Annotated in this window: 20 protein-coding genes; 9 read left to right on the top strand and 11 right to left on the bottom strand. The window is 64.7% G+C overall.

The features are described from left to right. The first annotated feature begins 324 nt into the window (after positions 1–324). From VGR99_RS04805 to VGR99_RS04785, 5 genes are all read left to right on the top strand, one after another. Positions 325–1,626 (top strand): hypothetical protein, encoded by a 1,302-nt coding sequence (locus VGR99_RS04805; RefSeq protein WP_326897150.1) that lies wholly within the window; start codon positions 325–327, stop codon positions 1,624–1,626. Positions 1,627–1,628: 2 nt separating this feature from the next. After that, the gene (locus VGR99_RS04800; protein WP_326897149.1) at positions 1,629–2,840 is read left to right on the top strand and encodes a hypothetical protein; all 1,212 of its coding nucleotides are present in this window, start codon (positions 1,629–1,631) and stop codon (positions 2,838–2,840) included. Between the two features lie 11 nt (positions 2,841–2,851). Then, on the top strand, positions 2,852–3,226 hold the full coding sequence (locus VGR99_RS04795; RefSeq protein WP_326897148.1) for a hypothetical protein: 375 nt from the start codon (positions 2,852–2,854) through the stop codon (positions 3,224–3,226). A gap of 337 nt (positions 3,227–3,563) precedes the next feature. Continuing rightward, the gene (locus VGR99_RS04790) at positions 3,564–4,262 is read left to right on the top strand and encodes an isochorismatase family cysteine hydrolase (RefSeq protein WP_326897147.1); all 699 of its coding nucleotides are present in this window, start codon (positions 3,564–3,566) and stop codon (positions 4,260–4,262) included. A 10-nt stretch (positions 4,263–4,272) separates the two neighbouring features. Further along, positions 4,273–5,940, top strand: coding sequence for a regulator (locus VGR99_RS04785; RefSeq protein WP_326897146.1), 1,668 nt, complete (start codon positions 4,273–4,275; stop codon positions 5,938–5,940). A 79-nt stretch (positions 5,941–6,019) separates the two neighbouring features. Here the strand turns inward: VGR99_RS04785 and VGR99_RS04780 are convergent, their stop codons facing one another. Continuing rightward, complete coding sequence (locus VGR99_RS04780; protein ID WP_326897145.1) at positions 6,020–7,063, bottom strand: helix-turn-helix domain-containing protein; 1,044 nt, start codon at positions 7,061–7,063, stop codon at positions 6,020–6,022. A gap of 227 nt (positions 7,064–7,290) precedes the next feature. Here VGR99_RS04780 and VGR99_RS04775 point away from each other — a divergent pair, with 227 nt between their 5' ends. Then, entirely contained in the window at positions 7,291–8,874 is a 1,584-nt protein-coding gene (locus tag VGR99_RS04775; RefSeq protein WP_326897144.1) for a hypothetical protein, read from the top strand. Next, positions 8,768–9,433 (top strand): hypothetical protein, encoded by a 666-nt coding sequence (locus VGR99_RS04770; protein ID WP_326897143.1) that lies wholly within the window; start codon positions 8,768–8,770, stop codon positions 9,431–9,433. Before VGR99_RS04775 ends, VGR99_RS04770 begins: the two co-directional genes overlap by 107 nt. Before the next feature lie 27 nt (positions 9,434–9,460). On the opposite strand, the gene VGR99_RS04765 is transcribed toward VGR99_RS04770, so the two are convergent. The 10 genes from VGR99_RS04765 to VGR99_RS04720 form a co-directional block, all read right to left on the bottom strand. Beyond that, complete coding sequence (locus VGR99_RS04765) at positions 9,461–10,285, bottom strand: carbohydrate ABC transporter permease (RefSeq protein ID WP_326897142.1); 825 nt, start codon at positions 10,283–10,285, stop codon at positions 9,461–9,463. After that, the gene (locus VGR99_RS04760; protein ID WP_326897141.1) at positions 10,282–11,220 is read right to left on the bottom strand and encodes a sugar ABC transporter permease; all 939 of its coding nucleotides are present in this window, start codon (positions 11,218–11,220) and stop codon (positions 10,282–10,284) included. Before VGR99_RS04760 ends, VGR99_RS04765 begins: the two co-directional genes overlap by 4 nt. Then, positions 11,217–12,539, bottom strand: coding sequence for a sugar ABC transporter substrate-binding protein (locus VGR99_RS04755; RefSeq protein ID WP_326897140.1), 1,323 nt, complete (start codon positions 12,537–12,539; stop codon positions 11,217–11,219). The genes VGR99_RS04760 and VGR99_RS04755 overlap by 4 nt, the downstream gene beginning before the upstream one ends. Before the next feature lie 86 nt (positions 12,540–12,625). Then, complete coding sequence (gene soxA, locus VGR99_RS04750; protein ID WP_326897139.1) at positions 12,626–13,405, bottom strand: sulfur oxidation c-type cytochrome SoxA; 780 nt, start codon at positions 13,403–13,405, stop codon at positions 12,626–12,628. Beyond that, on the bottom strand, positions 13,402–13,719 hold the full coding sequence (gene soxZ, locus VGR99_RS04745; RefSeq protein ID WP_326897138.1) for a thiosulfate oxidation carrier complex protein SoxZ: 318 nt from the start codon (positions 13,717–13,719) through the stop codon (positions 13,402–13,404). The genes soxA and soxZ overlap by 4 nt, the downstream gene beginning before the upstream one ends. Beyond that, a complete protein-coding gene (locus VGR99_RS04740) occupies positions 13,719–14,186 on the bottom strand; it encodes a SoxY-related AACIE arm protein (RefSeq protein ID WP_326897137.1) in 468 nt (155 codons plus the stop codon). Before VGR99_RS04740 ends, soxZ begins: the two co-directional genes overlap by 1 nt. Before the next feature lie 4 nt (positions 14,187–14,190). Then, the gene (gene soxX / locus VGR99_RS04735) at positions 14,191–14,643 is read right to left on the bottom strand and encodes a sulfur oxidation c-type cytochrome SoxX (RefSeq protein WP_326897136.1); all 453 of its coding nucleotides are present in this window, start codon (positions 14,641–14,643) and stop codon (positions 14,191–14,193) included. Continuing rightward, a complete protein-coding gene (locus VGR99_RS04730; protein WP_326897221.1) occupies positions 14,636–15,919 on the bottom strand; it encodes an NAD(P)/FAD-dependent oxidoreductase in 1,284 nt (427 codons plus the stop codon). The genes soxX and VGR99_RS04730 overlap by 8 nt, the downstream gene beginning before the upstream one ends. Before the next feature lie 48 nt (positions 15,920–15,967). Further along, positions 15,968–18,154, bottom strand: coding sequence for a xanthine dehydrogenase family protein molybdopterin-binding subunit (locus tag VGR99_RS04725; protein WP_326897135.1), 2,187 nt, complete (start codon positions 18,152–18,154; stop codon positions 15,968–15,970). A gap of 11 nt (positions 18,155–18,165) precedes the next feature. Then, positions 18,166–18,615 (bottom strand): (2Fe-2S)-binding protein, encoded by a 450-nt coding sequence (locus tag VGR99_RS04720; protein ID WP_326897134.1) that lies wholly within the window; start codon positions 18,613–18,615, stop codon positions 18,166–18,168. Between the two features lie 334 nt (positions 18,616–18,949). On the opposite strand from VGR99_RS04720, the gene VGR99_RS04715 reads away from it, so the two are divergent. Both VGR99_RS04715 and VGR99_RS04710 read left to right on the top strand, forming a co-directional pair. Then, positions 18,950–20,557: a B12-binding domain-containing radical SAM protein gene (locus VGR99_RS04715; protein WP_326897220.1), complete on the top strand. Its 1,608-nt coding sequence runs from the start codon at positions 18,950–18,952 to the stop codon at positions 20,555–20,557. A gap of 275 nt (positions 20,558–20,832) precedes the next feature. Next, complete coding sequence (locus tag VGR99_RS04710; protein ID WP_326897133.1) at positions 20,833–23,022, top strand: hypothetical protein; 2,190 nt, start codon at positions 20,833–20,835, stop codon at positions 23,020–23,022. Position 23,023 lies beyond the last annotated feature (1 nt).

Raw genomic sequence — 23,023 nt, 5'->3', positions numbered from 1 at the left:
CGGAGGCGTCTGACACCGGGTCGCAGTGCAAACTCCCCGAATGCGTCTGAAGAGCAGTTGACAATTCCAACCAGATTTCGAAAGATCGCAACCAGAGGATGGAGGGTTGCGGCGCTGAAGCTGGATGTTGTCGTCGATCGCGCGCCTCCGAGATTCGTTGTATTTGAACTCTGAGATTTTTCGTTCTCCTTCGAGCCATCGGCTAAAGAGGTTTTTTCAAAGCGCATGCTGCTAGCCCTGCTGTGGCAGGTCTGGCTCCCTAACCGTCCGATCCCCCGACAGCTCCTGAGGAGCCGCAATTTCGCCGGCCATTGGGACGATCATATGCGGCTGTTTCTTCGCAATCCCTGTCTCTTTGCGCTGCTCGTCGTCGGGCTCGCACCAGTCCCGGCTTTGGCCGGCGCGTGCTCGTTAGAAAGCGCGAAGAGCGTTCAGTTGCGCTCCAAGGCGATGAGCCTGGTGAACATAGAGGCGCGCGTGCTCGACCCCCTGAATTCCCTCATCGGGGGTCCTGAAGCGGTCGCCTTGTCAGCCGCGCCAAGCGGTGGACAACTGTCACTGCGCTTTGACGAGAGTGCGCAACGCTCATTGCGCAACCTCGCCGCGGGACCATTGAAGCTCGCTCAGCTCAACGAGCATGATCGTGTTCGGCTGACGGCGGATCCTCTCCGGCTAAACCCGTCGTACAGTGGTAACGCTGCCCGGGTTCAGGAAAAGCCGTGGTCCGCCACCGTCTCGCGATCCGCCCCGGGCAAGGCTACGCCGTTCTTCGTGGTCGGCGACGACGGCACCACGCCCATGCCGAAGCTCCCGGAGCGGCCTAGTGGATATGCCGGTGCAAATTGTGCAAGCACGGCCGGTCGCCCGAAGGATCCTTCGTGCGCGTTCGATCTCCCGCCCTATCGGGCCTACCCCATCGGGGATCCTCCAGAAGACGTGTTCAAACGGCGCACGGCCATTGCAAGCCTTGCGACGGTGACGATCCTGATCGATAGCACCGATAATCGCGCCCAAATCTGCACTGGCGCCCATCTCGGGCGCGGAATCATCCTGTCCGCACATCACTGTCATCGGCACGACGCGTTCGTGGCCGCAAAGTATCGCGTCTACTTCAACTCGGACGAACTGACGTCGCCTTGGCCCACGGGCCTCGCCGCCGTTCCGCTCAACGGCGACGATTCCCTCGCGACCCAGCTCGACTTCCTGCTGATCAAGGTTCAGGACCTGCCGGAGCAGTTTGCGGGCTCCTTCCTCAAGCTCGCGGCCGGCGACCCTTGGAAGTCATGCAAGGACGGCGCTGATCTGGAGGCCTATGTGACCTGGCATGAGAGCGAGAAGCGCGTCACCAAGAAATTCTCCGCCGACTCGCAGTGCGTGACGAAGACCAAGCCGGTCTGCTCGGGTGAGCCCGGCCGCCGCGTCCACGGTTGCGACACCACTGAAGATTCGAGCGGCGCACCCATCCTGCTGAGGGGCGGAAGCAGCATCGTTGCCGTTCACACCAGCGGCCGGGTCGACGACGATTCAAACTGTGCGCTTCCGACCTCCGAGATTCGCAACGCACTCTACGATTCCTCCGGGGCGCCAAAGATCCCCGAGGCGGCTTCGATACTTTGGGAGGAATGACGATGTGGAAGAGGCAATTTGCGGCATTCGTTCTGGTGATGCTCGCGGCAACGGGTGCGGCACGGGGTGAGGAAGACCAGCCCGAAGGCCTTCCGCCGACGATTTCGGCGCTTGTTCAGGCCACCGGCGCCTTGACGAAGTCGGCCGCGCCGCCGCTCGAGAACAGGCGTACCGAGGTTCTTCTGTACCGGATACGCCAGCAGCTTTCCCTGTATTTGACGGAGAAGGATCTCGCGCAGCCGCCGACCTTGCCGAAGGTCAGCGGCCTGCTTTGTGATCCACGCGTCAAGCAGGTGGCATTGCGCGCGTCCATCACCTATCTCGACGCGGTGACGGCCGAGGTCAAGAAGACCGCGAAATCCGAGATCACCGATTCGACCGATCTCAACAACATCATCGTTGCGTTCAAGGCGCTGTTTGCGAACTACCAGGTTCAGGTCGACAGCAAGGACATGAACTCCGGCGAGGTGGAGGCCGACATCAAGAAGAGCTGCGAAGGCGACATCAACGACTTCGCCGGCGTCTACTATGGCCTGAAGCCGGTGGACGAGTCCGGCGTGATCGCGGCCTTCACGACCCTGTTCGAGCTGTTCAAGTCGATCGTAGCGCCGGTGATCGTCGAAGGCGCGAAATTCATCGATGAGCAGAAGCGCCTCGACAGGATCAAGAAGTTCCTCAAGGACGAAAAGACGCAGAAGCTCATTTCGTCGAACGCCGCCAATCTGCGCGACTATCTGGCCAAGATCGAGCAGATCAAGACGGCGGAGGCGGTCGGACACTTCGTCGAGGCCTATACTAGGCTGGGTTCGAGCCTGAAACCGGCTAAGGATGTCAAGGAGTGTGCGGAGTTCAACAATCTCCCCGTGGACAAGCACGGGCTTCCGGCGAACGGATTGCCGTCACGGGAGTTCGTGACGTGCTTCTCGGCGATGTGGGGCTCCATGAAGGATGCGGTGACCGACGTCGCCAAGGCGGCCTCGGACTACGACCAGCACGCCGACGTCGGCACCAAGCAGGAGCTGGCTGCGTTCGAGAAGATCAACACCAATCTCGCCAAGATCGCCTCGGGCGAGGATGACGCACCGACCTTCAACGCGGTTTGGCAGGCGGCCATGCGTATCATCGCCATCGGCGACAAGATCGAGAAGGCGAATTCGAAGGAAAACCGCGACAAGATTGCGAAGGCGATCAAGGATATCGTGGACGCGCTTTGAAGGGGGGAGTGATGGTCGGACTCGGTCAGTATTTCGGAACGCATGCGGGCAATCTCAAGATCTATGTCGGCCTCTTTCAGGTGGGATCCGGCAGTTTCACGTCGTTTAGCGATATGCTGGCGAGATTTGCCGGTTCGTACAACGCCTTTGGCAACAGTGGCACCTTCACGATCGCGATCGATCGGCTCAGTGCGGCGAACGCTTCGTCCGGCACCTGCCGGGTGACGCTCAACAATGACACTGACGAGGATGTGACCTACCACATCGGTGGCGGCAGGCTGACGCTCACGACGAGCCTCAACCCGACTCCTGTGGGGATCTATGTCAGCCAGGGCGGGACGCAGATCGACGGAATATCGGGTCACAACCTTTGGATCGGTCAGTGATCGTAGCCGGCATCCGATGGGTTTGATCCGCGGTCCGTGATCCAGTTCGGGCGGTCCGGTAGAAGGCGGGCTCTCAGAAGCCGGCGCGGGCAGAAGGCGCGATTGGCCAGCCGGTCGGCTCGAAGGGGCGTCCGCTCAATCTCTCATCAGGGCTCAATTGTTGAGCAAATGCCCGTCGCAAAGCCGTCGCACAGCGAATAAGCAGCCGCACGCCCTCCGCGCAACGCGCTGATAGCACACTGGATTCTGAAGCTCGCCAAGGCCCTCCGCCATTGTACACAATGGCACGGCGTTTGCAGAACTCCTGGCAAAGAGAGTTCTCGCGGGGGCCTGCGTCATGTTGAACTCAACCAAGCCGACACTGGGCGTCATCAGCGCCGAGCCCGAGCCGATCAAGCTTGACTGGTCGTCGACCGCGCTCGTGATCATCGACATGCAGCGCGACTTCATGGAGCCCGGCGGCTTCGGCGAGACGCTCGGCAATGACGTCGGCCAGCTCGCGCGCGCGGTGAAGCCGATCGGCGCGGTGCTGAAGGCCGCGCGCGACACCGGCATGCTGGTGATCCACACCCGCGAGGGCCATCTGCCCGACCTTTCCGATGCGCCGCCGGCGAAGGTCGAGCGCGGCGCGCCGTCGTTGCGCATCGGCGATCCCGGCCCGATGGGCCGCATCCTCATTCGTGGCGAAGCCGGCCACGACATCATTCCCGAGCTTTATCCGCTCGACAGCGAGGTCGTGATCGACAAGCCCGGCAAGGGCGCGTTCTACGCCACCGAGCTCACCGACGTGCTGGAGAAATACGGCATCGAGAATCTGCTGGTGTGCGGCGTCACCACTGAAGTGTGCGTCAATACCACCGTGCGCGAGGCCAATGACCGCGGCTACCGCTGCGTCGTCATCTCCGACGGCTGCGCATCCTACTTCCCCGAGTTTCACGAGATGGGCCTGAAGATGATCAAGGCCCAGGGCGGCATCTTCGGCTGGGTCGCTAGCTCAGCCGCAGTACTGGAGGCGATGAAGGTTTCGACCACATAGGGGTATGATCATGAGCACATTGACGGGGACGGCCGGCAAATCTGAGAGCAATACGTCCGAGTTCAAGCCGGCACTATGGACATCGGGCGACTGGAACGCGTTTTTCGGCTTCGGCACCAACATCCTCGTCAACATGCTGGTGCTCACGGGCCTGCTGCGCTTCGTCCTGAAGATGCCTGACAGTCTCGTGTTCGGCCGCATCCTGCCCGCGCTCGGGCTGATGATGTGCCTCTCCACCTTCTACTACGCGTTCCTCGCCTATCGCCTCGCGCAGAAGACCGGCCGCAACGACGTCTGCGCGCTGCCCTCGGGCGTCAGCGTGCCGCACATGTTCATCGTGACCTTCGTGATCATGCTGCCGATCACGCTCAAGACCGGTGACCCGCTCAAGGGCTGGTCGGCCGGCCTCGTCTGGGTGTTCTTCCAGAGCTTCATCCTGATGATCGGCGGTTTCATCGCGCCGTTCATCCGCAAGATCACGCCGCGCGCGGCGCTGCTCGGCACGCTCGCCGGCGTCTCCGTCACCTTCATCTCGATGCGGCCGGCGCTCGAGATGTACATGACGCCGCAGATTGGTCTGGTCTGCTTCGCCATCATCCTGGTGAGCTGGTTCGGCGGGGTGAAATACTGGCGCGGCATTCCCGCAGGCCTCGTCGCGATCGCGGCCGGCATGATCATCGCCTGGGGCTCCAACCTGTTCGGGCTCGGCCTCGGCGGATTGAGCATCGCGGGCGTTGGCGCTGCCTTCGCAAACTTCGGCTTCTCGGTGCCGATCCCGGCGGTGGGTTACGTCTTCTCCGGCTTCGAATTCCTCGGCATCATTCTCGTCACCGCCATTCCGTTCGGCATCTATGACCTCGTCGAGGCCATGGACAATGTCGAGAGCGCGGAAGCCGCCGGCGACGAATATCCGACCACGCGGGTGCTCACCGCCGACGGCGTCGTCAGCCTGATCGGCTGCCTGATGGGTAATCCGTTCATCAACGCCGTCTATATCGGCCATCCCGGCTGGAAGGCGATGGGTGGCCGCATCGGCTATTCGGCGGCGACCGGCATCATGGTGGTGGTGCTGGCCTGGTTCGGCATCATCTCGGTGCTGCTGGCGCTGGTGCCCGTCGTCGCGATCTCGCCGATCCTGCTCTATATCGGCATGCTCATCGGCGCGCAGGCGTTCCAGACCACGCCGGTCAAGCATGCGCCGGCGATCGTGCTGGCGCTGACCCCGCATCTTGCCGCCTGGGCCAAGCTCCAGATCGACACGATGCTGGCCTCGACCATGAATGCTGCGGCGACCGTCGGCGGCATGGCCGCCGACAAGGCCGACGCGGTCAAGACCGCGGCGGTCGCCGCGCTGCCGCAGCAGGGTGTGTTCTATCACGGCCTGGAAGTGATGGGCGGTGGCTCCATCCTCGGCGGCCTCATCCTCGGTGCGATCGGCGTCTTCATCATCGAGCGCGATTTCGAGAAGGCCTCGGCCTTCGCGCTGGTCGGTGCGGTGCTGACCTATTTCGGCTTCATGCACGGCGAAGCCGTCGGCATCGGCGGCGGCTTTGGCGTCACGCCCGCAGTGGCGTTCGCCTATGCCGTGATGGCGGCCGGCTTGTTCGCAGCGAGCAAGCTCGGCACCAGCGAGCACTATGCCGCGCATCCGGAGATGCACGCAGCGCCGGCGGAGTAGGAACGAAGGCATTGTCGGCGGCCGGGCGGCGAGGAGCTGCCCGGCCGTTTCCTTTTTTGGTCCCGCACGCGTCGGCGGTTCAGCCGAGCCGGCCGATCCACTCACGGAACAGCTCGGGGCCGGCTTCGACTGCGGCTACAAGATCGTGCAGGCGCGTGTCGCGCGCTGCGCGTGGCGAGTAGCCGAAGTGTTGCCGGAAGCTTCGGCTGAAATGCGCCTGGCTCACGAAGCCGAATTCAGCGGCGATCTCCGCATTCCAGCGATTCTCGCCCGCGTCGTCGAGCAGTACGTGGATTGCCTCGAGCCGGCGCCCGCGGATGTAATCCGCGACGCCCGCGAGCGGTGCGAACACGCGATAGAGCACCGAGCGCGACACGCCGATCTCGCGGCAGATGGTCGCCACCGACAGGTCGCTGTGGCCCAGATTCTGGTCGATGAACCGGCTGGCACGATGAAGGATGCCGATGTCGCGCCGGGCAAGACCTTGCTCGCGCGGCCGCGCAGCCACGCCAAAGCATCCACGCAGCAGGCCGAGCGTCGTCTGGACCGCCTCGGGGGCCTCGGTTTCGTCCATCGCCGGAAGCCTTCTCCGCAACAGCGTCATCTGGTCAGCGAGGACCCGGCCGGCGGCGCCGTCGAGCACCAGCCCGTGCAGGTCGAGGCCATCGGGCGCGGCGCTGACGATGGGATCGCGCTCGACGTCCAGGCTGATGGTGTCGGTCGCCGTCGCGATGCCATCGAAGGGCCGGGTGAGATCGAGCACCAGCACCTGGCCAGGGCCGGCCGAGATCGGTTCGCCGTCGACCTCGCCGCTCCAGGCGCCGCGACGGAGCAGAAGCAGCGCGAACGAGTTGCGGCCATCGGCCTTTGCCAGCGCGGCGGAGCGGGTGAAGCGCACCGGCCCCATCCGGGTCGACGCGGCGACCAGGCCGCCGAGCAGCCAGGCCTCGGCATGGACCTCGAACGCATCCCGGTCGGTGCCGTCGGGGAGCGACACTTCATAGTGCGTGAGAATCGCACGGTAGCGGTCAAGGCGCTCGGCGGCAGGTAATTCCGCGCTGTCAAAGCGCAGATACGGAATTTTCGTCATGCCAGGCCGCCCCCTTCGGCAGTTGGTCTGCAAATTGGGACGATCAGGCAAGTTTCCACGCCGTCGAACCGCAGTCTCCGGACATGAATATTCATATTATCGCGCGCGGGCCAGATGCGTGTGTTTGCCGGCCCGCGCAATTTGCAACGACGTGAAGGTGAGCGATGAACACGCGGTGGATGAGTCTTGCGGTGCGATCGGCCGAGGGGCGGACCAGCGAGACGGCCGGACGAACCGGGAGGGGGGCGGCGAGGCGGCGGATGCGGCCGGCAACGATATGTGCTGTGGCGGCATTCGTGCTTGGCGCCTTGCTCGATACTCCACCCGCGCGGGCGCAGTTCGTCTGCGTCGACGCCAGCAACAGCACCGGCGGCGCAGGCGCGGGGTCTGCCGGAAGTACGGCATGCGGCACTGGAAGTCTGGCCGGTGGTGCGTCCAGCTCGGCCTACGGCGCGTCCAGCAACGCGTTTGGCGACTCCAGTCTTGCCGTCGGTGCCTTGAGCCAGGCGACCAACGTCGAAACCACGGCGGTGGGTTACGGCGCCGCCGCGGCCGGCCGGTACGCCTCGGCCACGGGGGCGCAGAGCGCGGCCAGCGGCTACGAGAGCTCCGCCTCCGGCTACGCGAGCAACGCGAGCGGCGATTTCGCCCTGGCCGCTGGCGCCAATAGTAAAGCTGCCGGCTGGATGTCCACGGCGGTGGGGACCAGCTCAAAGGCCTCCGCCGACTACGCGACCGCATCCGGCGGCTGGAGCACCGCGACCGGCATGTCCAGCTCGGCCTACGGCACGAGCAGCTATGCGGCCGGGGACAGCTCACTGGCGGTCGGTGCGTGGGCGGTTGCCAACGCAGGCAGCACGAACGGGACGGCCGTCGGCTCCAACAGCGTGGTGACCGGCGCCAACAGCACGGCGGTCGGCGCGAGCAACAGTGTCACCGGAAACAACAGCGGCGCGTTCGGCACCGGGCAGGTCGTCCGGGGCAATGGCAGCTTCGCCATCGGCGATCCCAACACCCTGAACGGAAATGGCAGCTTTGTGCTGGGCGACAACAACAAGATCAACGGCACCAACCAGACCGGCTGGGGCGACAACGTCAACACGGTCGGCTCCAACAACGCCGTGGGCGCCACGGCAAGCGCCGCCGGGTCCTCCGTGTTCGGCTCCGGCAATGCCGTCAATGCGCCCAATGCGCTGGTGATGTCGAACGCTGCGACAGTGACCGGCTCGGGCGCCATCGCGATCGGCAACACCGTATCGGTTACCGGTGCCAACGCCGTCGCCGTCGGCAACAATACCAGCGCCGGCTTCGCCAACTCGGCCGCTTTCGGCAATGGCGCCAGAGTGACGCGCGCCAACCAGCAGACTTTCGGCACGGCAGGCAACACCTATACCATGGCCGGCATCACCTCGTCGGCAAGCAAGGCCGCGCAAAGCGGCGCAACGCAACTCGTGACGTCTGACGGCGCCGGCAATCTGGCAACCACCAGCCTCGGCGCACTCGGGATCGCCTCGACGGCCGATCTGGGTGCCATCAACGGCCAGCTCGGCACTATCAATGGCCAGCTCGCCACCATCAACGGCCGCATCGACGACCTCAATAGCCGCACCAGCAAGGCGACCAGCGGCGTCGCGATGGCCTTTGCCATGGCGGGTGTACCGACGCTGCTGCCGAACGAGAGCTTCGCCATCGCGATGAACTACGGGACCTTCGAGCGAGCCAATGGTCTTGCGTTCAATGCGGCGCTACGCCTCAACGGCAATATGCAGTTCAACGGCGGCATCGGCTACGGGCCGGACGAGAAAGTCGCCGGAGGGCGCGTTGGCCTGCGCATGGGCTGGTGAGGACATGATCGCGCTCTCCCCACGATTTGTGGCGTGCCTGCTCCTCGTCGCGGCTTGCGCACCCGCGGAAGCAGAGACGCAACCATCGCCGTCCGGCTTCGCGGATCGTTGGGCGGTTCAGCCGGCCGCAACCGCGACAAGGCAGGGGCCCCAGATCTCCGTCGAGCAGGCGCTTTATCTGATCCGCTCCGCGCTTCTGACGCTGAATGATGCCAATCGCTCCGGCAATTATTCGGTGTTGCGAGACCTTGCCGCACCCGAATTCCAGGCCAGGAACAGTGCGGCCGACCTTGCGCTTGTGTTCGCCGATCTCCGGGCGCGCAAGTTCGACCTGTTTGGCGCCGCGCTTCTGGCGCCGCGATTGTCGACGCCTCCGGCGATCGATACCAGCGGAATGCTGCGGCTCAGCGGCAACATCCCGACCAGGCCGTTGCAGATCGATTTCGATCTGCTGTTCCAGAATGTCGGCGGCAACTGGCGGCTTTACGGACTTTCGGTGGCCACACCGGTTGCTGCGGCCCAATCTGCCGCGCCGCAGGCCGAAGCTGCGAAACGATAGTCTTCGACATGCTGCGAGGATGGGCAATCACCCGCCCTTGACGGCCCCGGCAGTCAGCCCGGCCACGATCTGCCGCTGCGCAAACACCGTCAGCAGCAGCACGGGGAGCGTGACGATCAGCGCGGCGGCGGCGAGCGGTCCCCAGCTCAACTGGTCGAACGAGATCATGTTGTAGACGGCGACGGGCAAAGTGCGCGTCTCGCGTCCGGCCAGCACGATGCCGAAGACAAAATTGTTCCAGGAGAAGATCACCGCGAGAATGAAGGCGACCGCGATGCCGGGTTTTGCGATCGGCAATGCGACGTGGCGGAAGACCTGCCAGCGCGTGGCGCCGTCGATCAGCGCGGCTTCCTCCAGCTCCAGCGGCGTCGTCTCGAAATAGCCGATCATGATCCAGATCACGATCGGCACCGTGACCACCAGGTGGATGATGATCTGCGGCACCAGCGTGCCGAGCAGGCCGAGCCACTGGAACAGCAGGAACAGCGGGATCAGGTAGGACAGGCCGGGCGTGATGCGGGCGATCAGGATCACGATCGCCGATTTGTGCGCGGCCATCCGCGCGATGCCGTAGCCGGCGGGAACGCCGACGATCAGCGCCAGCGCTGTCGCGCTGCCGGTCACGATCAGGCTGTTGACGAAATAGGTCAGGAAGCGGTTGGAGGCGAGCACGTCGGCATAGTTCTTCCAGGCGATATGCTCGGGGAAGAACACCGGCGGGTAGGCGGCGTTGTCGATCTCGAATTTGAGCGACAGCGACAGCATCCAGAGGAAGAACAGGATGGCCGGTGACACGATGACGAACACCGAAAGCCACAGGCCGATCTTGCCGATGATCTGACGGGGTGTCATGCGTCGCTCGCGATTTCTGTCCACAGCATGCGCTGGCGGGCGTAAAGCATCACCGCCGCGAGAAGGACGATCAGCAGGAAGAACACCACCGCGATCGCCGAGCCGTAGCCGAGGTCGTAATAGGTGAAGGCGACGCTGTAGAGATAGATGTTGATCGTCTCCGACGCGGAGCCGGGCCCGCCTTGCGTGATCGCGAAGATGATGTCGAAACTCTTCACCGCATCGATCATGCGGATCATGCCGGCGATGAACAGGAACGGCATGATCAGCGGCAGCGTGATGAAGCGGAACACCTGCCAGAGATTGGCGCCGTCGATCTGCGCGCTCTCATAGGGGTCGGTCGGGATGGCGGCGAGGCCGCCGAGCACGATCAGCATGACCAGCGGCGTCCACTGCCAGGTCTCGACCAGCACCAGCGAGGGAATCACGGTCGCGGGGTGGAAGACCCAGAGCTGCGCGGGTATGCCGACCAGCGACAGCAGATAGTTCAGCACGCCGAGCTGCGGGTGGAACATCATGGTCCAGACCAGCGCGATCGCCACGGGCGTCGCCATCATCGGCATGATGAAGATACCGCGCAGAAAACCGCGGCCCGCGAATTTCTGGTGAAACACCACGGCGGCGAAGGTGCCGAGCACCAGCGGCAGCAGCACCGACAGCGCGGTATAGACGATGGTGTGGACGACCGCCTCGAGGAAGCGCGGATCGCTGGTCAGCCGCAGATAGTTGGACAGCCCGACGAAGGTGGTGGGCGAGCCGACCTTCCATTCGTTGAGGCTCATCCAGATCGTGAAGACCCATGGGAAGATGATGATCGCGATCACGACGACCAGCGCCGGCACCACGAACGGCCAGTAGGACGGCGGCCGCAACTCTTTTTCCGGCGCGGCACTGGACTGTGCCGCGGCCGGATCCGCTTGTATCAACGCACTCACGTCTTTTCGCTACGCTCCAGGATCGGCCGGTACTGGTCGTTCGCCTTCTTCAGCTCGGCCGCGGGATCAGCGCCGGACAGCGTGGCAGTGAGCGCCGCGCCGACGATGTCGCGGAATTCGGCGACCGGGATCACGACGGGCAGGCCAAGCTTGCTGATCTTGCCGGACTCGATCACCGACTGCAGCCACTCCTTGGTCTTCACGCCCTTCTGGACCTCGGGATCGTTCAGAATCGAGTTGCGGAACGGCACGCCGCCGCCGGCCTGCAGCAGGCGCGCGCCCTGCTGCTTCGAGACCGCCCACTGGCAGAGCAGGTAGGCGGCTTCCTTGTTCTTGCTCGCGGCCGCAATGCCGATGCCGTCGCCATAGGTCGAGGAATATTGTCCCTTGGGCCCGGCGGGCACGACGGTGTAGCCGACCTTGCCGACGACGCGCGAGGCTGCCGGATCTTCCAGCGGCGGCGCCCAGCCGACGCCGTCGATCCACATCGCGGACCGTCCTTGCGTGAACGAGGCCATCGACTCCATCCAGTTGAAGCCGGCGACGCCGGGAGGAGCGGTCTTCGTCAGCAGCGTCTGGTAGAGCTTGGTCGCGGCAATGGCCTCCGGACCGTCGGTCAGGATGTTGCCCTTGGCATCGAGGAATTCGCCGCCGTAGTCGAGGAAGAAGTTGCTCCACATCGCCATGTTGGCGTTGCGCAGGCCGCGTCCGACGAAGCCGTAGATGCCTTCCTTGGGATCGGTCAGCTTCTCTGCCGCAGCGACCATCTCGTCGAGGGTCTTGGGGACGGCGACGCCCTTCTTCGCGAACAGCTCCTTGTTGTAATAGAGGATGAAATAGTCCACCGACCAGGGCAGCGACAGCATCTGGCCCTTGTCGTTCTTGGCGTATTGCAGGCCCGCCGCGGAGAAGTCGCTCTCGACGAGGTCCGGTGCGGTCAGCGTCGGGTCCTTCATGTAGGGCGTCATGTCGGCGAGCCAGCCGGCCTTCTCGAACTGCCGCTTTTGCACGTGATAGCTGAGATGGACGACGTCGAAGCTCGGCCGGCCCGAGGTGAACTCGATCACGACCTTCTGGCGCTGCTGCTGCTCGGGAATCTGCTCAGCTTCGACCTGGATGCCGGTGAGATCGGTGAATTCCTTGAGGTTCTTTTGCAGATTGTCGCCGCGCGGACCCTTCGCGAGAATCACCTCCAGCTTGGTCCCGGCGTATTTCTTCCAGTTGACCTCGGCGCGCGCCGGCAATCCGGTCAGGCTGAGCGCGCCAGCCGCTGCGGTGCCTGTCAAGAGCGTACGGCGCGAGATTCTGTAGTCCACCACTTCAAGTCCTCCCTGTGACTCATCGTCGTCTTTGGGAGGGGATACTAGCGACCGCGCCGCGTATGCCTAGTCCTAATTCGAGCCGGTCACGGCCGCACCGCCGGCGTCTCCATCGGCAGGCCGCGCGCCCGCGACATCAGATAGAGCTCGAGGGCGACGAGCTCCGGCGCGCCGTAATCATAGGCCTGGGCGCGAACGCCGGTCATGCAGCTGCGCAGGCGCCGCTCCAGCGAGCCCAGCGTCTGCCACTCCAGCCGATAGAGCGGATAGCCGGTCGGCTGCGCTTGCGTGATCGGCGAGCCCGCGAGGCGCTTGTCGAAGTTGTCGTCGTGGCAATTGGTGCATGCGAGGTTGAGCTGGCCCTCGCGCTGCATGAAGAGCTTGTGTCCCTGCGCGACGAAGGGTTTCAGTTGCGGATCGTCGCCTGCCGTGATCGCGACGCCGCGCGACTGATGGGCGACGAAGGCGGACAATGCGAGCAGGTCGCGGCTCTCATAGGGGAGCGGGCTCGCCTGCTGATGATTGGCGCGGCAGAGATTGATGCGCTGGTCGAGCGTGACGGGGCGCGCCAGCGCCTTGTCGAAGGCGGGATAGCGCGCCGCGACGCCCTTCATGCTGCTGCGTGCATCGCCGTGGCAATCCGCGCAGGCCTTGCCGGCGCTGCCGGCCTTCTTGCCCCAGAGCGCTTCGCCGTCGAGCACGAACAACATGCCCGGATTGGCGGTGTCGTCATTCTGCATGGCGCGCGTATCAGGACCCATGAAGGTATAGCCGGACCGGCGCGCCGCCGACGGGATCTCGTCGGCGAGCAGGGCAGGGGCCGCAGCGAACAGCATCGCTGCCGCTATCGCGTGCCAAAATCTCATTCGACCGTGATCGACGCCGACGCGGTGGACGAATAGCCGTTGTCGCCGATCCATTCGAACTCGAGCTTGCCGCTCTCCTTCGCGACCGTGAAGAACGACAGATAGGGGTTCGCCGCGGTGGCCGGAAACAGGTCGGCGCGAAAGACCTCGGTGCCGTTGTAGCGGCAGGTGAAGCTCGTGATGATGTCGCGCGGCACGAGCTGACCATCGGCGGTATGGCGGAAGCCGGTTTCCATGATGTGCGAGGTCAGCGTGCGGATCTCGATGATGTCGCCGCGCTTCGCCTTTGAGGGAACGTTGATCAGCGCGGCCATCAGTTCATCTCCTCGGTGCAAGCCGCCAGCGTCACGACCACGTCGGCGACGACTTGCCAGAACGTGTCGTCGGAGAGGCGGGCGATCGCCACCACCTTCTGGGTGTCGGCGAGCCGGATCCGGGTCGAGACCTGGGCGCGGCCGGAGGCGGGCGTGAGGTAGAAATTGCCGATGTTCGGCTGCGGGTTCTTCTCGTTGAAGACGTGGATGCTCTTGACGTGCTCGGTCGCCGTCATCGGGCTCGCCACGCTCACCGTCATCGGCACGGTGTTGCCGTTCTCGACCAGCGGCGGAATGTCGAGCTTGACCTTGCCCATACGAATCTGGGCTTCGCCGACGACGTTGCGGATGGCGGTGTTGAGCATGGCGGGCGTTGCTTGCAGCGGCCGCAGCGTGACGATCGGGATCGCGCCGGCGACCGTGACGCCTCCGGCAATGCTCAAAAATTGTCGTCGCGTTGTCGGCATGCACCTAGTCCCGAAGCGTTACAAGAAAAGCCACGATGTCCTCGATCTCCGCGGCGGACAATATCGGCTTGCCGGCAAAATTGCGTCCCGTCCGGACTAGCCCGTCTTTGCGATAATAGGAGGGCATGATGGTCTGCGGGTTGAAGCGCGATGCATCGACCAGCCGCAGCCGCAACTGGCCCGCCGACCACCAACTGCCGGTGCCGGTGAGATCGGGCGCGAGGTCGCCCTGGAACCGCGCCTCCGGGAAGGGACCGGAATGGCAGAGGATGCAGGTCGTGGTGCGCGCCACCACCAGCGCGCGTCCGCGCGCGGGATCGCCCGGTGTGCCCGTGAGTGGTTCCGGGATGGTGTCACCGATGATCTTGTAGGGCACGAGCTCGTCCGCTCTTGCTCCGGAAGTCAGAACAAGGCCGGCGCCGATCAGCGCTGCGATATGGAGAAGTGCTCTAGCCAAAGGTGTCCGCCGTGATGGTTTGAAACCAGCGCTCGGCTTCACTCGCCTCGCGGGCGCGCAGCTCGCGCGGCGCATCGACCGGGCTGGTCGCGCCGCCTTCGACCTCGGCAAAGATGTCGCCCTTCGGCTGGTAATTGCCGGCCAGCGAGAAGCCGTAACCGGGCGCAACGGTGTTGTAGCAGACGCCGGTCAATCGCGGGGCGTCCGGGGCGCGGCCTGCGAGGAGGCTGACGATGGCGCTCGCGCAGGCTTTGCCTTGCGCGCTCGCGGCTGATGCCGATTTGGGGATGCCGCCGCCGAGGCAGGCATCGCCGATGACGTGGATGTTCTTGACGAGCTTCGATTCGAACGTGACAGGATCGATCGGACACCAGCCGGTCGCATCCGTAGCGCCCGCGGCCTCGGCGATGCGCCCGGCGCGCTGTGGCGGGATGACATTGGCGACGTCGGGGGTGTAGTTGCCGAACTCGGTGACGATGGTTCCGGTCGAAGGATCGACCGAGGTGACACGGCCGCCCTGCGACAGCGCGATGCGCTCGATCATGTCACCGTAGAGCTCTTTCCAGGCCTTCTCGAACAGGCGTTGCTGCGAAAAACTGTCCTTGGCATCGAGGACCAGCACCTTCGAGCGCGGCTTCTTCGCCTTGAGATAGTGCGCAATCAGGCTGGCGCGCTCGTAAGGCGCCGGCGGACAGCGCGACGGATTGGCCGGGACAGCGATGGCGACGGTGCCGCCGTCCGCCATCGCTTCCAGCTGCCGGCGCAGCAGCAGGGTCTGTGCACCGGCCTTCCAGGCGTGCGGCATTTTTTCCGACGCGGTGTCGTCATAACCGGGTAGCGCATCGAAATGGAAGTCGATGCCGGGGGAGAGCACGAGGCGGTCATAGGGGAGCGCGACGCCATCGGTCGTCACGACGCTGCGCCGCTCCGGTTCGATCGCGGTCACGGCCTGGCCGATCACGGTGACGCCGTCGGCGGCCAGCTTGTCGTAGCCGAATTGCTGCGTTTCGATGTCGCGCAGGCCCGCGATCACCTCGTTGCTGAAGGGGCAGGAGGTGAAGACCGCATTGGGCTCGATCAGGATGATCTGCAGATCTGCCTGCGCGCGCTTGAGCGCGCGGGCGCACGCCGCGCCGCCGAAGCCACCGCCGACCACGACGACACGCCCCGTGGACTGCGCGCGCAGGAGCGATGGCCGCGCCAGCGTCGCGGCCGCCATGGTGATGCCGAACACGGCAGTTCGCCGTGTCACCGGGCGTGTCGTCATCAAGTGCATCTGCAATGGGGCCGCGGCGGCGATCTCTCGCCGCCGCAGCATGTTGTCTCAAGCGAAGGTGATGTTCTGGTCGCGCAGCGGCACCGAGCGGATACGCTTACCCGTCGCCGCGAAATAGGCGTTGAGCACCGCGGGCGCGGCAACGCCGATGGTCGGCTCGCCGACGCCGCCCCAGAACCCGCCGCTCGGCACCATCACCGATTCCACCTTCGGCATCTCGTTGATGCGCATCGAATTGTAGGTGTCGAAGTTGGTTTGCTCGATCTTGCCGTCCTTGACGGTGCAGCCGCCATAGAACAGCGCGGAAAGGCCATAGACGAAGGAGCCGGCGATCTGCCGCTCCACCTGCGCCGGATTGACGACGTAACCAGGATCGGTGGAGGCGACGATGCGATGCACCTTGATCTTGCTGCCGTCGGTCACCGAGATCTCGGCGGCGCCGGCCACATAGCTGCCATAGCCCATCACTTGCGCGATACCGCGATAGACACCCTTCGGCGCCGGCGTGGTCCAGCCGATCTTCTCGGCCACGGCATTGAGCACCGCCAGATGCTTGGGGTGATTGCCCATCAGCTTGCGGCGGAACTCGAGCGGGTCCTGGCCTGCGGCCTGGGCAAGCTCGTCCATGAAGCATTCCATGTAGATCGCGTTGTGATTGACGTTGACGCCGCGCCAGAAGCCCGGCGGAACGTGCGGGTTACGCATCGCATGCTCGATCAACAGGTTCGGCACCGAATAGCCGAACGCGGCCTCGCCGGATTGGGCGACGCCCTGGAATGCGGCCGGGTCCATGCCGTTCTGCAGCGCTTCGGGGCGCAGCGAGAACAGGATCGACTGGCCGGACAGGCGGTAGTGCAGCGCGACCAGGTTGTTGTTGGCGTCGAACGCGCCGGTCATCTTGCACTGGGTGATCGGATGATATCGGCCGTGCGCCATGTCCTCTTCGCGCGACCACAGCAGCTTGACCGGCGTGCCCGGCATCTGCTTGGCGATCAACACTGCCTGGCGGACATAGTCGGTCTGGCCGCGCCGGCCGAAGCCGCCGCCGGGCATCACCTTGTACATGTCGCACTTGTCCGCCGGCAGACCGGAGGCCTCCAGCACCGCCGCGAAGACGGCTTCGCCGTTCTGCGTGCCGCACCAGACCTCGCATTTGTCGGTCGTGTAGAGCGCGGTGGCGTTCATCGGCTCCATCGTGGCGTGGTTCTGGTAGGGGTAGCTGTAGACGGCCTCGACCTTCTTGGCGGCGCTGGCGATCGCGGCCTTGGCGTCGCCGTTCTTGTTGCCGACATATGCCGGCTGGTCGTTGTCCAGGCCCTCGGCCAGCCACTTCGCGATCGTCTCGCTGGAGACCTTGGCGTTCTCGCCCTCGTCCCAGACGATCGGCAGCGCTTCCAGCGCGGTCTTGGCGTGCCACCAGGTGTCGGCAACGACCGCAACCGCGGTATCGCCGACCTTGACGACTTTCTTGACGCCTTTCATGCCGGCGATCTTGGCTTCGTCATAGCTCTTGAGCTTGCCGCCGAACACCGGGCAGTCCTTGATCGCGGCGTTCAGCATGCCCGGCAGCTTGACGTCGATGCCGTAGATCATCGTGCCGTTTGTCTTCTCGGCAGTGTCGAGCCGCAGCAGGCCCTTGCCGGCGATGGTCCAGTCCTTGGGGTCCTTGAGCTTGACGTCGGCCGGCGGCGTCAGCTTCGCCGCGGCTTCGGCGACCTTGCCGTAAGTCGTGGTCCTGCCAGACGCCTTGTGGGTGATGACGCCCTTGGCGACGGTGCATTCGGACGCCGGCACCTTCCACTCGTTCGCGGCGGCCTCGATCAGCATCACGCGCGCGGTGGCGCCGCCCTTGCGGACATAGTCCTGTGAGGAGCGGATGCCGCGGCTGCCGCCGGTCGAGAAGTCGCCCCAGGCGCGCTTGCGGGCGACGCTCTGGCCGGGGGTCGGATATTCGGTCGTCACCTTCGACCAGTCGCATTCGAGCTCTTCGGCAACGAGCTGGGCGAGGCCGGTGAGCGAGCCCTGGCCCATCTCCGAGCGGGCGATGCGAATCACGACGGTGTCGTCGGGCCTGACCACGACCCAGGCATTGACCTCGGGCGAGCCGTCGGCCGCGCGCACCACGGCGGGACCGCCGAAGGGAAGGTCGAGGCCGATGGCGAGACCTGCGCCGACTGCGGCGGTGCCGACGACGAAGGCGCGGCGGTTCATCTTGGGAGAGACGTGCTTGTTCATGGGGCGGCTCCTCAGGCGCTGGCGATCGTGTGGATCGCTTCGCGCACCTGCTGGAAGGTGCCGCAGCGGCAGATGTTGGTGATGGCCTCGTCAATGTCGGAATCGGTCGGCTTCGGCTTCTCGGCGAGAAGCGCGGCCACCGCCATGATCATGCCGCTCTGGCAATAGCCGCATTGCGGGACATCCTGGGCGATCCAGGCCTGCTGCACCTTGTGCAGCGTGTTCCCGGACGCGAGCCCCTCGATCGTGGTGATTTTCTTGCCCTCGGCCTCGGCGACCGAGATTCCGCAGGAGCGGGTGGCGACGCCGTCCATGTGAACCGTGCAGGCGCCACATTGTGCAATGCCGCAACCATATTTGGTGCCGGTCAGGCCGGCATTCTCGCGGATCGCCCAGAGCAGCGGCGTATCCGGCTCGACGTCGAGCGTGAGGGTTTTTCCGTTGATTGTTAGGTTTGCCATCGCAGTCCCCTGATTGGCCCAATCCACCGATTGGACTCAGGGAACAATGTGTCTGGCAAATTGGAACTGTTCAAATCAATAGTCCGAGGGGTGGCTGACGAAGATTCTCGCCGGCGCGGGAAGATTGGGGGGCCCGCGGTGTTTTGCCTCGCCCGGCCCGGGCGGGTGGGGCGATCTCTCTCTGCGCGCCAAGGCAGCGGCCTGGGGCGCCGTTCGTTCGTGAACGCCGGTTCCCAACCCGCGCACCGCTGCGCTGCGGCGACAGTTTGTCCTTTTTGCCGGGGTGCAAGACGGACACGCTTTGCTACACTGCGTCCGAAGCAGAAGGAGTTCCATCGACGTGGCGAGCCCTTGCAATGTGCTGATGCTCTATCCTCTGTTCACGGCGGAGTCGTTCTGGAGCTTTGGCGAGTCCTGCAAATTGATGGGGGTGCGGCGCCCGGCCGCGCCGCTGGGTCTGATCACCGTTGCCGCGATGCTGCCGAAGAGCTGGACGATCCGGCTGATCGATCGCAACACGCAGCCATTTGACGACGACGATCTTGCCTGGGCCGACGTCGTCTTCACCGGCGGAATGATGCCGCAGCAGGTTGACACGCTGCGCCTGATCGACAAGTGCCGCGCCGCGGGCAAGCCGGTGGTGGTCGGCGGTCCCGATCCGACGTCGAGCCCGCACATCTACGAGAAGGCCGACTTCCGCGTGCTCGGGGAAGCCGAGAGCGTCATCGACGACTTTATTGCGGCCTGGGACAGCGGTGCACGCTCCGGCGTGTTTACCGCGCCAAAATTCCAGGCCGACGTTACCAAGACGCCGGTGCCGCGCTTCGATCTGCTGAGGTTCGAGGACTACCTCTATCTCGGTGTGCAATATTCGCGCGGCTGTCCGTTCACCTGCGAGTTCTGCGACATCATCGAGCTCTACGGCCGCGTGCCGCGGACCAAGACGACGGAGCAGATGTTCGTCGAGCTCGAAACGCTCTACGCGATGGGTTACCGCGGCCATCTCGATTTCGTCGACGACAATTTCATCGGCAACAAGAAGTCACTACGGCAGTTCCTGCCCCAGCTTGCCGAATGGCAGCGCGCTCACGGCTATCCCTTCGAGCTGTCGACCGAAGCTTCGGTCAATCTGGCCGACGATCCCGAGTTGCTGGAGCTGATGGGCGCCGCCAACTTCTTCGGCATCTTCGTCGGCATCGAGAGCCCGGACCCCGAAACCTTGGTCGCGATGCGGAAGAAGCAGAACACGCGGCGCAACATCGCCGAGAGCATCCATAAGATCTACGCTGCCGGCATGCTGGTCACTGCGGGCTTCATCGTCGGCTTCGACAACGAGAAGGTCGCGATGGCGGATGCCATGGTCGACTTCATCGAGGAGGCCGCAATTCCGGTCGCCATGGTGGGCCTGCTCTATGCGTTGCCGAATACGCAGCTCACGCGTCGGCTTGAGAAGGAGGGCCGGTTGCACGTGGGTCACGATCTGGCATCCGCGACGGGCGGCGACCAGTGCACGGACGGCATCAATTTCGATCCGGTGCGGCCACTGCGCGATATTCTCCTGGACTACAGGACGGTGCTGGAGCGGATCTACAGCCCGGCGGCCTATGCGGGCCGCGTCGACAAGCTGATGACGCTGCTCGACCGGTCCAGGCAACGTCAGGAACTCGCCGAAGGCGATATCCGCGCGAGGGTCGGGGCGATGGAGACCGTGCACCGCGTGGTCACGTCCATTCCGGACGGGCGCCCGCTCTGGCAGACTTTCATGAACTGCGCCAAGCGCGACACGTCGTCGGCGCGCATCGCGGTGCAGATGATCGCGGCCTATGCGCATCTCGGCCCGTTCTCGCGCAAGGTCATCGCGGGGATCGACGAGCGCCTCGTTGCGCTGGACGCGGACATGGCCAATTCGGTTGCTTCGGTCGGTGCGCGGCATCTGGCCTGACATCCAAAGACTAGAGCGGTCTCCCACCGACGGCGCATCGACGCGCCGGCCGTAGCGCGCGGCTGCGTCGATCCGCCCGGTCGCTGGAGCCGAATTCCGGGCGGCAAGTGTGAGCTGTTCGCTTGACAGCAAAACAACCTCGGGCTGATCGTGATCGGGATGACACCGCTCGCGATTTCGCGGTCGCGCCGGCAATTGCGCCGGCCCGGCGAGATTCAGTACCCGGCGGCGATCAGGATCCGATTGCGGAGAGCTCGGCTTTGGCGGGGTAGGTCATGTCCAGGAAGATGATCGGCTGGTCGGTCGCGGTGATCGCGGCGATCGCGTTGGGGCTTACGCTTGCTTATGTGCCTTCGTTCGTCGCCGACTCCCTCTACAAGAACGTCGAGGACATCTCCGACGGAGAGATGCCTGCCACGATCACTGCGTTCCAGTCCGGGCCGGAGGTCGTCAGCACGCTCGGCGGCAGCGGCGAGGGGCTGAACTGCAGTCTTCCGGCGCTGACCAACATCTTCTTCGACGGCAGCAAGGATGACGCCGGCAAGCGTCATCTGGTGCTCCAGCGCTTCCGGCAGGCCTGCGTCGCTCACGACCTCTGCTATCGCCATGGCCTTGCCACCTACGGCTATAGCCAGAGCGACTGCGACCGAATCCTGCAAAACGCGGCGTTCCGGCTGTGCACCTATATTCGCAACGGGAGCGAGGCGAGCAGCGCGATCCGATGTCAGACCGATTCGAAGATGGTTCTGGCAGGCGTCAGTCTCGGCGGATACGGCTCCTATCGCGGCTGGGATCGATCGACCTATTTCGAGTTCGAGTCCGATCCATCGCGCTCGAACGGCTTCGTCGCCAGCCGCGTGGTGGATCACCCGTTCAAGGCCGTGGACCCCGTCAAATATCGCAGCGAGCCGGATCAGGTCATCCTGACCTTCGAGAACGTCAGGTCCGCTGTCGCCGTCACCTGCACGACCTGCGCGAAGCTGCCCGTCTTCGACACCATGCAGGATCAGAACCAGGTCAGCGCCGAATTGCGGTCGGTCGGCGTGACCAAGCTGCCGGAGGCGCTGCTCGGGCGCAAGCCCATGCTGTCGCAAACCGTTCCGGTGTGGTTGCCGCCACGCCGCCGTCATGCGGCGCCGTATCTGCTGGTCGACGGTGCAGGGAAGGATCACCTGATCTGGATGAGCCGGAACAACCCGCGCGACACCACCTCCTGCATCGTCCTTGCCGATGCGGCGCGACTGCTTACCAACACATTGCCGAAGCGGGATCTCTGCTCGATCGAAGCGCGCTCATCCCTGACCATGGTCGAGGTCGACATGTTCGCAACCTCTCCGCTCCCGATGGAGATCCCCGGCGCGCCGGACCCCATCTACGCGACCGCCATCAGTCCGCAAAAGACAGCCGCGCACGATCTCAGCTTCTGCTCGCGTTCAGCGTCGAGGCCGATCGAGGGTTCAGGAAACGACGACCAGTCCAAATGCGTCAACTTCTCCGGAGACGGCGTCGGCAAGGGCGCGGCGCTCGGCGCGTTCCAGAACTTTTCGGTGATCCGGCCCGGGCAGCAGATATCTTTCGCGCGGGACGTCGATCTGCGGACGGAGTCGCCGTTGACCGCACTCTGGCAGCGCGCGCTCGGCAACACCTATTCGCCGGGCGGGTCCCTGCTCGTGATCGACGTCGCGCCGCCGGCGGCCGCCAAGGGACCGGCCGCAGCCAGGCTGAACAGGATCGTGCGGTTCAACATCGACGACCGCTTCGATCCGATGATGCCGATCTCGCGCCAGGTGGACGATTTGCGCTTCCTGAGCCTGGAAGCATCGAAGTCGAACGTGTACCTGCGCATGATCGATTTCGCCAACGACAATCCGGCGGTCGGCAATGTGCGGCTGACCATGGGCGGCGGCGACGTGGTGCTGGACCGGTCGTGGGCCGAGCGGCCGATGATGGTGCTGGAGACCAGAGATGCCCAGCCCAGGACCAAGCTCGTGTTTTCGCGCGGCGAGATCGCGGTCGAGCCGGGCAAGCCCGTCGCCCCCGATGCGACGACGGAGGCGTTGACGTTGGAGACCCTGGTTTTCGAGCGCGACGCCGCGGCGCCTTCGGATGCACCCTTCGAGAAATCGGCGGGGGCGGCTTGCAGGATCGTCTATGAGTTCGCGGCCAATCACACCGACTGGCCGTGCTATCGTGCGTTCGACCCCGCACGCCCGATGCGGGCTTCGCCGGCGGCAATGATGCAGGCCTCCCAGATGCTGGTCGGGCATTTCACGCAAGGCGGCGGACATGGCATCGCATTTCCTGACGTCTGCCTGAAATCGGAGCCGATCGTGCTGAAGCCCCAGGGCGACACGTTTGTGCCGACGCGCGGCACCGCGGGCTGGCCAAGCCTGACTCGGAAGATCACTTGCGAGCCGCTCGACGCGGCGGCGACCGTGAGCCAGCCGATCCCTGCGGCTTTCTAGG

The organism is Bradyrhizobium sp. (assembly GCF_035935975.1).
GTDB lineage: Bacteria > Pseudomonadota > Alphaproteobacteria > Rhizobiales > Xanthobacteraceae > Bradyrhizobium.
Note: the sequence above shows the minus strand (reverse complement) of the source record. Positions and strands in the feature narration are given on the sequence as shown.